This is a genomic window from Paraglaciecola sp. (assembly GCF_039964565.1).
Lineage (GTDB): Bacteria > Pseudomonadota > Gammaproteobacteria > Enterobacterales > Alteromonadaceae > Paraglaciecola.
This window is the reverse complement of record NZ_JBDVXF010000049.1, coordinates 176,440-188,428: the sequence shown is the minus strand read 5'-3', so window position 1 is coordinate 188,428 and position 11,989 is coordinate 176,440. Positions and strand designations below refer to the sequence as shown.

Below are 11,989 nucleotides of genomic sequence, written 5' to 3'. Positions count from 1 at the left end.
GAAAGTCGCTGGTGTTCTCCCTTTGGGCGAGGTTTAAAAGCTCCTACTCTGCGTTGCTAGAACTTACAATAGAATAACTATTGCTTCATTCGAGCACCTTGATTAGGTGATTTTAAATCTCGCTGAGCGATCAATTGTTAGGATGGATTGGTATAATAGCTTTGCAATGACCTATTGAACTCACAACACAAATGAGTCAGTTATTCTGATTCACTAATCTACTGACCAAAAACCTCAGGATACAAGGTTCTAGCGGGGGCGGTTTTGAACTCATTCATCAATTGGCTAAACAGATTGTCTTCAATAATTCCATCAAGTGAAGCGAGCACTTCTTCTAAGTTATGGTCTTGTGTACGGCAACAATCTTGGTAGAGATTGATCAATTGAGGCAAACTGATTTGGTGTTGTTTTTGTAATTTGTTATCTGCCAAAACAAAAAAATAGGCACTGCCCCAATATGCTGCGGGGTATTGTTTGTTGTCCATTAATCTTGTGGCAATAGAGGCGGCCGTTAAGTCACTGTTAAACCAACGTAGATGTGGCTGGATTTTACTTTTATAACGGTGTTCCAAAGTTCCTTTTAAAATCCCTGATTGCACCATAATTTGATATTGCATATAACTAGCAAAACCTTCCGATAGCCAGCGATACTCCGGTCCCAAATAAGGTAGCGCCATGTGGGCTAATTCATGATAGATAGTCCAGTCATTGACAAATTTAGTTAGACCAAATCGTGGGTCTACATAAAAATGAACACTGCCTTTTTTGTCTCGCCTCGTAAAGGCCCAAGGCACGGGTTGATTAGATTTTCTAGGATAAAGATGCAGAGACAGCGGGGTAGGGTAAATGCCTAATGTTGCTCGAGTGGCGTTAACACCTTGAGTAAGCCAATTTTGCAACATATTGGCTTGCTCTTCCTCAAAACTAGATAAACCGTGAACACTAAATTGATCCACTGTCACTGCCTTGCACTGCATGGCAGAAACAATTAACAAAATAAAAATAGCCAGGCGTGGCAGTCTTCCAAGAAAAATATGAGTCATGGCTGACTTAGTTATGTTGAGTACTATGAAAAAAATCAATGGCCATCCGATACATTTGCATGGCTAGTGCTGCGTCGTATCTATCACCTTCATCACGCATAAAAGCATGTTGGGCGTTAACTTCATGCCAACTAAAGTCGCAGTCATTTTGACTGAGAGTTTGATGAATAAGTTGGCGGCCTTCCGCAGACACATGAGGGTCCTGTTTCCCAAACACCAAAACCATAGGACAGCGAATATCTCGGCTTCTGCTCAAAGAATCATTGCCTGTTTGGCAGGGTAAAGTGTTCGAATGAATATCCGTTGGGTATAAGCAAAACGCGCCAGAAACGTCCTGGTTTAAAGCGGCTCTAAATGCAAGGTGGCCACCAATACACACACCCATTACTGAAATATTTCCATTGCAGAAGTTGTGTTGTTGTACAAATTCAACCATGGCTTGGGTGTCTGAATCGTGATCTTCTAAGGATTTTGTGAATTTGTCTGTGTTACCTTTGTCTTTTCCTGCATCGTCATAGGCCAATACGGTTCCAATCGGGTTAAGCTCATGGAAAATTTCTGGCACCAGTACCACAAAGCCGTGACCGGCTAGTATCTGTGCACTACGGGTGATAGGACTGGTTTGCTGAAATATCTCGGAGTAGAAAATTACGGTAGGAAAACTTCCATTCTTCGCTGGGCGAAATACTGATGTTCGCATTACGCCTGTTTTCGTTTGAATATCATTATATTGATGCTGAATTATCATGGACTTCCTCAAATAAGTCTTACACATTTAGGTCGCTTAATAGCCAGACCTGATTAAGTTGAATTTTATTGCTTGTGTTTTCACAACCAGCCTACACTTAGATTACTATGAAAGTGTTAATTCTCAGTATGTTATGAATAGTGTATGCGGCAAAGTGGTGGCGATATTTTTTGCTGCTTGTTTTTTGGCTCTGCAGTTTCATAACCTTGATCATACTGAAATTGAACACAACACTGCTCGAATCTTTCATATTGAAGTTACCAAAACAAGTGAAATAGATAAGAAAATTCACAATCAATCTATCTATACTCAAGTTGTCCGATCACATCATGAGTTTTTACAACGTTATGTACCTCTCTACAATTTGTGGCAGCCCCAATTAAAATGGGGCGCACAGCACTGGGGAACGTTGGATTTTCAAAAGGAATTACAAGGGGGGCTCGCTGCTTTTTGTGAGGTTTATCGAGTCAAACTTTTTACCTCTTTTAACTTTCTTCAGGCTCTAGCGCTCACTTTCGAGCGCATTTCTACTTTACACGCTCATCATAAGCAGATTCAAAGTGATGAATCTGACAATCATGTCTCTTAATTAAATTTTTCGAATTGGCAAATAACGTTTTGCCTTACAACAAATTTTTAGGTCGGCTGGATTCGGTTGGCCGTTTTTAGAGAGAAATTATGGATAGTCTAATTGTTTTGTGGCAAATTCTGAAACCTTGGGTATATTTTTTTGGCTTTATTTACTTTTGTATCAAAATGACAACTTGGGCCAAAAATCGCAAAGTGGGGGCGATTGCCTTTGGTTTGTTTTTTCAAATGATTTTGCCTGATCCAAGTGCTGAAACCACTATTAAAGCCGTGTCCGAGCGCAAACAGGAAATGAAAAAACAACAAGAGGGCGACAAAAAGCCTAAAGAATAAGATTGATCTTCGGCATAGTCATAGTACTATGCCGTTTAAATTTGTAATGGCAAAAGGAATTGCGACATTTCCAGTCTCCCACGCCCCAATAATTTAAAGCTGTAGGGTATTTTCAAGTTAAATCGAATCAAAGCCTTCCTTGATTGTGAAGTGGCTACTCTTTGTTTTGCCAAAAAAATTACCTTGCTTAAGGCTCAGTTACATTTTTTAGTCGGTTCAATTACATTTTGTAATAGATTTAATTATCGGGAAGTTTATTATTCTGTTTTCCAGCTACCATAGGTTTACGATGCACAAAAACATACTATTTTTACAGGGACCCGTAGGCTCGTTTTTTAGACAACTTGCAGACTTTATGGCAAAACAAGACGATGTCACTACTTATCAAATTGCGCTGAATGGTGGTGACGATATTTTTGCTCGAAGTAAACGCACCACAGCCTATGTAGGAAAGCCCCAAGACTGGTCCGAGTTTTTGAAAGCGTACCTAAGCAAGCATAATATTACCGATATTGTGGTGTTTGGCGATTGCAGATTTTACCATCGAATCGCTAAAAAGGTCGCGTCAGAACAAGGTATACAGCTGTGGGCTTTCGAAGAAGGGTATTTGCGTCCGTCATTTATTACCCTTGAGCGTGAAGGAGTAAATAGTAATTCATTATTCTCTAACGAGTTATTTGAACAGTTTAATAGTACTGGCTTGTCACTATCAGAAAGCGAAAACTTGACACGAAGAAACTCTTTTTGGTTTATGTCAGTAAACGCATTTATTTATTATTTTTTTAAACTTATCTATTCGTACAAATATAAACATTATATTCATCATAGACCTTGGTTATTTAGTGAGGAAACTTATAGTTGGGTTAGAGCTGCGGTTAGAAAAGTGACCTACGCATACAACGATTATAAGTTATCAAAGTCCATTAAAAGTAGTCTCTCTAAACAGTATTTTCTTGTGCCTTTACAAGTGAGTGTGGATAGCCAAATTTTGTTTCATTCGCCCTTTGGCTCTGTTGAAGAATTTATAAGCACTGTGATTGAGTCCTTTGCAAAAAATGCTGATAAAGATGATTTTCTAGTCTTTAAACATCACCCAATGGATAGAGGTTTTACTAATTACCAAAGATTTATTAAGAAGCTTTGTTATGCATACGACCTTAATCAACGGGTGATTTATTGTCATGATACTCACCTGCCTACCTTATTAAAACATGCAAAGGGAACGATTACTGTTAATAGCACTGTGGGTATCTCATCACTCCATCATGGTACGCCAACCAAAGTGTTAGGTAACGCAATATATAATATTGCAGGTATGACGAGTCAAAAAGAACTGCATGAGTTTTGGAATATATCCTGTAAACCTTGCGTTGATAAATTTTCGAAATTCACACAGTTCTTGAAGGAAAACAACCAAATACCTGGAAGTTTTTATATGAAGCCAACTAACACTTTCGCGGCTATTTCAAAAATCATACTCAGTTAATCTCTGTGAAGAGTAGACATTGCCTTAACCCGGCTGAAACCTTGGTATTGCGTAAATTAAACAACAAGTTACTCCACGGGAATTAATTTAAGTAGTCGCTGTGATATTTAGCGACGGAAATTCCCCTTCAATTTTTATATTGAATCAAATTATTAGGAAGAATGGCTATGGGTGAACATTCAAGAAAGGTACAGGCAGCAATCGACGTTGTTAAACCTTTTGCACATCCAACCCAATTGCATGATGGCGTTGATAGAAACAAGTTAAAAGCGGCTGTTCAAGAAAGTAAAGAATCGATCCTTACTCAAAGCCAGCAAATAAAAAACATGGCTCAGCACTGCGAACAGAGGGTAGAGCAAGCACTATGTTTGATTGCTGCTAGCACAGGCCGGGTAATTATTTCTGGTATGGGCAAGTCAGGACACATAGGTCGTAAGATTGCTGCGACTATGGCATCAACAGGCACTCCTTCATTTTTTGTGCATCCAGCCGAAGCTTTTCATGGTGACTTGGGGATGATCCAGCCAAGTGATGTTGTGGTGTTGATTTCAAACACAGGTGAAACGGATGAAATCCTCAAGCTGGTCCCATCTTTACAGAACTTTGGTAATAAAATTATTGCCATCACCGGTAATACCCGAAGTAGCTTAGCGAAAAATTCAGACGTGATTTTAAATGTAAAAGTTGATCGTGAAATTTGTCCAAACAATTTGGCTCCCACGTCTTCTACTACTGCAACTTTAGTTATGGGTGATGCATTGGCGGTCGGCCTGATTCATCTTAGGGATTTTAAACCCCACCATTTTGCGCTCTATCATCCCGGCGGTAGTTTGGGGAAACGCTTGTTAACTCAGGTTAAAGATGTCATGCATAGTAATGATTTACCATTAGTGACAATGAACCAGTCAATGCAAGACGTTATTTTAGCTATGACACGCTCAACCTTAGGTTTAGCCATAGTCGAACACAACGCAATGTTACAAGGGATTATTACCGATGGTGATTTACGTCGTTCTTTAGTTCGATGTGTCGATTTTAAAGGACTTACCGCCAAAGACATGATGACCATTACCCCTATTACCATCTCTCAAGATCAGCGGTTAATAGAAGCGGAACAGTTGATGCGCGAAAATCACATTAAAAGTGTAATAGTGGTTGATGAAGTCAATAGGCAAAAAGTGGTGGGTGTGTTGGAGTATTTTCAGTAATGCCAAACCTTTCTGAATTTACCCATGCCGCACCGAGCAGAAACGCCTTTAAAATCATGTGTGATACCGTACACGCACTTTTAATGCGCGAAGTGAAAGCTCGCTTCGGCTCTTCAAAGTTAGGGTATTTTTGGGCGATTGCCGAGCCTATTGCACAAGCTGCAGTGTTAGGGTTGCTTTTTACTCTAATCGGCCGCAGTAGTTTAGCCAATGTGCCGGTAGCCTTGTTTTTGTTTACGGGTATTTTACCGTTTAAGCTGTTTTCGAAATTATTACCGCAACTTTCATTGGGTATTGCTTCTAATAAAGCCCTATTTGCATACAGACAAGTCGCGCCGGTCGATCCTGTGATTACTCGGTTAGTCATCGAAATAGCCACTTATGCAATAGTATATTTAGTGATCATGGCTGTTTTGGCATGGTTAGGGTTTGACGTGCTCCCTGACCAGTTGTTACCGTTTTTTGTGGCGAATGGTTTGCTTGTTATTATCAGCTTTGGTTTGGGACTTGCCCTGTGTGCTGCAGTGCAGCAATGGGATGACACCCCCAAACTTCTTTCTATGGTTCTCACCCCGATGTTTTACGTATCGGGCGTGTTTTTTGCAGCCACTATGATACCCGCCCAATATTGGTATTTACTCACCTGGAACCCAATATTTCATATTATTGAACTCAGTCGTGACGCTTATTTTGATTCTTACACCACTCCTGTAGGTGACTGGCAGTACGTCATGCTTTTTGCTCTCGGCTCACTATTTCTAGGATTAGGTTTATACCGTATTAACAGGGTGAGGTTTTCAGCCTGATGATCACATTTAAACAGCTCAGCAAATATTACCCCACCAAACAAGGGCGACGTTATATCTTCAAAGGTGTCAATTTAAGTTTGCCAATGGATAAAAGTATAGGAGTGTTGGGCCCTAACGGCGCGGGTAAGTCAACGCTGATTAAGATATTAGGCGGTGCCGATTACCCATCAAAAGGTAAAGTTATCAGTCCCCTTAAAATTAGTTGGCCTTTAGGGCTACGAGGAGGCCTACAAGGCTCAATGAGTGGTCGTGAAAATGTACGATTTGTCGCCAGAATTCATGGCTTCACTAACACGAAATTGGTGGAAGAAAAGGTCAGTGATTTCGCAGAAATCGGCATTTACTTTGATGAGCCAGTTAAAACCTACTCTAGTGGAATGCGCGCCAGAGTGGCCTTTGGTTTAACCATGGCATTCGATTTTGATTTTGACGTGTTATTAGTGGATGAGCTAACGGCTGTTGGAGATACCAATTTTAAGAAAAAAAGTGAAAAGGTGCTTAAGAACAAATATGAAAATACCAAAGTGATCATGGTTAACCATTCAGCCAATGAACTTAAAAAATACTGCCAAGCAGGTTTGTTAATAAAAGACCAAAATTTACATTACTTTGACGAACTAGACCATGCGTTACAAGAGTACCAATCCTGCTATGTCACACACTAATCCTTCTCTTTCGAACACCCAGCGCAAGTTGCGAAAGCTACGAACGCGCCCAGTGTTATTTGTCAAAGATTCGCGCCCCTACCTCAAAGCGATAAAGACCGCTTATGCCACTTGGGCGCGTTTGGGGTCGTTTTTATTGGTGTTGCTAACGTCTCTTTTGGTGGTTATTTATTACGGTTTAGTTGCTTCGCCTCGTTATGTTAGCCAAGTCATATTTGTGGTTGAACAAGCCAATGGCCAAGAAGTGACCTTAGGTGGATTGGCGTCTTTAGGGGCGACATCATTAAGCAGTAAAGATGCCTATATCATAATGGCTTTTATTAAGTCCCGTGAATTATCGGAAAGACTCGATACAAAATTACAATTACAAAAGCACTATGCTTTGTCGCAATGGGATTGGTTTAGTCGTTTAAATCAAAACGCTACAGCCGAAGATTATTTGGCATTTTATCAGGCTCACACAACGGTCAGTTATGACGAGCTAGCAGGTATTCTAACCCTTGAAGTTCAAACATTTTCACCCGAGTATTCGCAAAAGATAGCACAACAAATTTTGACTGAAAGTGAAGTATTTATTAATCAACTCGGGGTCAAAATGGTAAATAACCAAATGGATTTCGCTAAGCTAGAAGTGTCTCGCGCCCACGACGCATTTTTACAACAACAAACCGCATTAGTGAGGTTTCAAGACACTAATAAATTATTTAATCCAGAGCAACAAAGTGGTGCTTTGTTAGAGGTGATTAACCAACTAGAGTCGTCGTTAGTGGTTCTAGAGTCTGAGCTCAAAATCCTATTGACCTATATGCACCAGAGTGCGCCAGAGGTGATAACTAAACAAAATAATATTAAGGCGTTAAAAGCGCAGTTATTAGAAGAGCAAGCCCGCTTAACAACCGGTGATGCGAGCTCACTCAACAAAATCAACTCCGCGTTTCAAGAAATAAAACTCAATACTGAATTAGCGTTGCAACTCTACAAAAATTCTTTGGCGGGGTTAGAGGCAACCAGAGTTGAGGCGTATCAAAAGCTTAAACATTTGCTGATCATTCAATCGGCCAAAATAGCCCATGAAGCCAGCTATCCAAGAAGGATTTACAGCATATTTACTTGGTTTGTTAGTTTACTGATCATGTATTTGGTAGCAAAACTTATTGTGGCAATTATTAAGGAGCATGCCGAATGAAACTGGTTTGTATGGGGATATTACTGGTGCTCGTGTTCAGCAGTGTTGCCAAGGTAGCAAATTCAGCCGTGACCCTATCCCAAGAAGCACAGGTGCAACCTAATGCGTTGACCTCAATACAGCCTGGTCATACTTATGGTGATTGGTTATTTAACGGTAATTTTAATAAAGTCGGATTTAGTGGTTTTAATCCTGATTATCATTTGTCCATCGGAGACAAGGTGCTCGTACAGTTATGGGGCGGATTAGATTTCCAAGGCGAACTATCAGTCGATGTGCATGGAAATATCTTTATACCTAAGGTAGGGCCTGTATTGGTTAAAGGTGTGAAAAATAGTCAATTAAACGAAGTAGTTAAAAAATCGATAAAACGGGTATATAAATCTAATGTAGAGGTGTACGCCAACTTAGCTACAAGTGAACAGGTAAAAGTATTTGTGTCGGGCACAGTCTCTAAACCTGGCTTATATCAGGGGCATAGCGCCGACAGTATTTTAACTTTTATTGATCAAGCTGGCGGCATTCGAGCTGATATTGGCAGTTACCGTAACATCCAGATAAAACGTAATGACAAAATATTAAATACATTCGATTTGTATGGGTTTTTAAATCAGGGGCAGTTACTCAACACCCAGTTTCAAGATGGAGATTTAATTTTTGTGGCACCAAAACTGGCCGAAGTGAATATCGAAGGTCAAGTTGGCTATAGCGGTAAATATGAACTTAAGCAAGGTGTTAACTTTTTAGAAGATATTTTAAAGTCGGTGGCGATCCAAGAAAAAGCCACCCATGTGACTTTGGTGACACCCATAGGGCGAGAAGTCGTTGCTAGTCAGTATAGCGTTGACGAATTGGCTAACGTCAAGGTGCAGCCGGGTACGTTGATAAAAGTGAGCTCTCAACTTCGTGCTAAAAGTATTAGCGTAACGGTAATGGGGGAGCATAACTCCCAGCAAGAAATAGTTTTACCTTGGGGGGCGACATTATCACAGTTAACCGAACAGATAATTTTTACGCCTCTTTCAAATAAACAAGCTATGCAGTTATTTCGCCCTGCTGTCGCAGAGCGCCAAAAAGCGATGTTGTTGGAGTCGCTCACAGCACTAGAACAAAGTGTGCTTACGGCGCGCTCAGAAACTAATGAAGCTGCGCAGTTACGCAGTAAAGAAGCAGAAACTATATTGACCTGGATAGACAAGGCTAAAAAAGTACAGCCTAACGGGCAAGTACTGTTATCCCACCACAACTCTAGTCACCCTATCTACTTGCAACAAGGTGATAAAGTGGTGATCCCCGCAAAACGAAATATTGTGATGGTGCATGGCGAAGTGTTATTTCCTACCGCCATTGCCTATCAAACAGGTTTGTCAGCAAAAGACTTTATCCAACAAGCTGGTGGTGCAATGCAAGATATGGATGATGTCAATGTGTTGGTTATGAAACCTAATGGCAACGTACTAACAGTAAATAACAAACTAAATAAACATAAAGTAATCACCGCGGGTGATGAGATTTTTGTTTTAGCTAAACCGGATGAAAAGTCCTTTCAGCTGACCAAAGATATCACTCAGGTGATCTATCAAATAGCAGCCAGTGCAGCTGTGATTTTGGCAATTTAGAGGCGGTTTAGAAAAATGGTAAATGTAAATGGTTATGAATTGCTCAGTGTAATCATTCCGATACGGGTAAGTGCAGATCGCGAATACGTATTAGCAAATTTAGAAAGGCAATTAGCTGAAACTGATGCCGTTAAGTTAGTCAATTTTGTCATGGTTGATTCAGGAAGCAATGAACATTATTCACGAATATTAAAAAACATTTGCAACAGTCACAACGTACAATATTTGTTCCACGATAGTAGGGGCGAGACTTTTTCTGTTGGTGCCGCCAGGGATTTTGGTGTGCAACATGCCAAGTCAGATATCGTCATGTTTATGGATGTCGATTTGGTTTGGGATAACAAATTCTACGAAAAATTAGTGGATGAAATTAAGCTTAGAAACATGACTGCGTGTATCAATTCATTTTTCCTTATTCCTTGCTTTTATCTTAGTGAAAACGCCAGCCATGAGTTTTTAGAAATGGATAGAAAACTCGCTTTTCATCAAGTTAAACGTTGGCATGAATATCAGACATTTGGAAAAATCGACTCATATGCCCCATCGACGTCCGTCATGGTAGTCAATAGAGAACACTATTTAGCATTGGGCGGTCACAGAAAAGAGTTTTATGGACATGGATGCGAAGACTTTGAATTAATTCATCGACTAGCAGCCAACTTTCCTAAATTCGCTAGGCCGAAAAATTACTATTTGAATAGTGGTAATTATGAATCAATGGAATACCAAGGGTTCAGAGCGTTTTTTGGGTTATACGGAGAAATCGCGATGCGTTCTTCTTTGTTTTTAATTCATATATGGCACCCTAGGCCCAAAAGAGGTGCCTATCATGGGAGTATGCATAGAAACAAAGCGCTACTGACTGACCTAATGGTGAAGTATGACCAAGATAAAATTGGACCTTCGCCTTTAGCTGACCTTAATTTAGGAAAGAAAACCTTAATACTGGGAGTGAAAGGCGATCAATCTTGGTTATCTATTAGACAAATTCTTCCCTACCTAGGCGAGCTAGAATATAGAAGTGAATTTACTTTTAATGGCAACGAAGATTTCGAAAAATTTCTTAAAAGAAACAATATTCAAAGGTTGTTCTTTTGGAATCCTTATGGCAACGAAACAAGGTTAAAACTTTATAAGTGGGCGAAAAGCACAAACTTTCCTTTTATGGTGTTTGAGAGAGGAGCCTTGCCAGATTCATGGTTCATAGACGAAACAGGGTTTAATGCTGACAGTACTAAATACGACTACCAAAATTGGCAGCATATTCACGGTGATGTGTTGCACGAAACCAGTTTTTATATCGATAACTTGATTGAGTGCGGTAATACACTGGAAGAAAATGGGGCTAGGTTAGGCAAGGATTTGTTGCGAGAAAAGTTAGATAAGCTTTATCGAATTGGTAGCAAAAAAGTCCTGTTTATTCCTTTTCAACGACCCAGTGATACGGTTATTAAATATTTCTCTGGTGATGTAGGCGGGTATGAACAATTTTGTGAGTTAGTTACCAATGTACAACGCAAGCTTGATCCCAACGAGTGGGTTGTTTTGGCTAAAAAACACCCACTGGAAACGCAGCGTCCCATTGTTGGAGCGGATGTGATATTTGTTGAAGATGACACTCACATCTACGATTTATTATCGTTAGCAGATAAAACCTTGCTGATGAACTCAGGAGTTGGGGTGTTAGCTATGCTATTTAAAACACCACTTTGTTATGTTTCTGATTGTTTTTACGGAATTGAAGGTGTTAACAAAAAAGCCAGCAATTTAGACGAAGTCATGACATTCATAAATGCACCCCAAAGCGTCGATTGGGAAAAAGTACTGCAATTCATTACTTATTTGAAAAACGATTTTTATTCTTTTGCGAGTACTTCTACCTATCTTAGAAAAGAAGAAGATGGCTCCTTGCGCTCTATTACCGAAAAATTGACTTTCACTGAAATAAAACAACTCAGTAGTCGCCCATTGTTTTTCCAATACGATAACGCACAAGTACCTTGGAACTCAAAAGCCTATGGTGAATTTTTGCCTAGTGTGATTAGAGCCACAAAAAATAACAGTGGCAAAAATGCTGACACAAATGGAGAGAATAGTTCTTCAACTCAGCTAGCAAGTGCTAAAAAAGTAATCATAGATAACACCCTTAAATCCCGTTCATTTAAAGAAAGATTTGAGAGAAAAAGTTTGAAATTGATAAGAGAGCCAGTCACATTTTTTAAAGATGCGCTTCGCTAGTGAATGTTAAAAATAAACAATTAAGCAGACATTAAAATAGAGCCATGCCATATCAACATGCGTGTT

General features: G+C 39.8%; 11 protein-coding genes. 9 read left to right on the top strand and 2 right to left on the bottom strand.

Going from position 1 to position 11,989, the window contains the following annotated elements; all coding sequences use genetic code 11:
* Positions 1-218: 218 nt before the first annotated feature.
* Positions 219-956 carry a hypothetical protein gene (locus tag ABJK37_RS24360; RefSeq protein ID WP_348359302.1) on the bottom strand — a complete coding sequence of 246 codons (738 nt, stop codon included), beginning with the start codon at positions 954-956 and terminating at the stop codon, positions 219-221.
* Between the two features lie 94 nt (positions 957-1,050).
* On the bottom strand, positions 1,051-1,791 hold the full coding sequence (locus ABJK37_RS24355; protein ID WP_348359299.1) for a dienelactone hydrolase family protein: 741 nt from the start codon (positions 1,789-1,791) through the stop codon (positions 1,051-1,053).
* A 133-nt stretch (positions 1,792-1,924) separates the two neighbouring features.
* On the opposite strand from ABJK37_RS24355, the gene ABJK37_RS24350 reads away from it, so the two are divergent.
* The 9 genes from ABJK37_RS24350 (at position 1,925) to ABJK37_RS24310 (ending at position 11,923) form a co-directional block, all read left to right on the top strand.
* Positions 1,925-2,380: a hypothetical protein gene (locus ABJK37_RS24350; RefSeq protein WP_348359296.1), complete on the top strand. Its 456-nt coding sequence runs from the start codon at positions 1,925-1,927 to the stop codon at positions 2,378-2,380.
* A gap of 89 nt (positions 2,381-2,469) precedes the next feature.
* Complete coding sequence (locus ABJK37_RS24345) at positions 2,470-2,712, top strand: hypothetical protein (protein WP_348359293.1); 243 nt, start codon at positions 2,470-2,472, stop codon at positions 2,710-2,712.
* A 289-nt stretch (positions 2,713-3,001) separates the two neighbouring features.
* Entirely contained in the window at positions 3,002-4,198 is a 1,197-nt protein-coding gene (locus tag ABJK37_RS24340) for a capsular biosynthesis protein (protein ID WP_348359290.1), read from the top strand.
* Positions 4,199-4,365: 167 nt separating this feature from the next.
* Positions 4,366-5,406, top strand: coding sequence for a KpsF/GutQ family sugar-phosphate isomerase (locus ABJK37_RS24335; RefSeq protein WP_348359287.1), 1,041 nt, complete (start codon positions 4,366-4,368; stop codon positions 5,404-5,406).
* Positions 5,406-6,212, top strand: a complete 807-nt coding sequence (locus ABJK37_RS24330) for an ABC transporter permease (protein ID WP_348359284.1) — start codon at positions 5,406-5,408, stop codon at positions 6,210-6,212. Before ABJK37_RS24335 ends, ABJK37_RS24330 begins: the two co-directional genes overlap by 1 nt.
* Complete coding sequence (locus tag ABJK37_RS24325) at positions 6,212-6,880, top strand: ABC transporter ATP-binding protein (RefSeq protein WP_348359282.1); 669 nt, start codon at positions 6,212-6,214, stop codon at positions 6,878-6,880. The genes ABJK37_RS24330 and ABJK37_RS24325 overlap by 1 nt, the downstream gene beginning before the upstream one ends.
* Positions 6,840-8,066, top strand: coding sequence for a lipopolysaccharide biosynthesis protein (locus ABJK37_RS24320; RefSeq protein WP_348359279.1), 1,227 nt, complete (start codon positions 6,840-6,842; stop codon positions 8,064-8,066). Before ABJK37_RS24325 ends, ABJK37_RS24320 begins: the two co-directional genes overlap by 41 nt.
* Positions 8,063-9,685, top strand: coding sequence for a polysaccharide biosynthesis/export family protein (locus ABJK37_RS24315; protein WP_348359276.1), 1,623 nt, complete (start codon positions 8,063-8,065; stop codon positions 9,683-9,685). The genes ABJK37_RS24320 and ABJK37_RS24315 overlap by 4 nt, the downstream gene beginning before the upstream one ends.
* Before the next feature lie 15 nt (positions 9,686-9,700).
* The gene (locus ABJK37_RS24310) at positions 9,701-11,923 is read left to right on the top strand and encodes a glycosyltransferase (RefSeq protein WP_348359273.1); all 2,223 of its coding nucleotides are present in this window, start codon (positions 9,701-9,703) and stop codon (positions 11,921-11,923) included.
* The last annotated feature ends 66 nt before the right edge of the window (positions 11,924-11,989 follow it).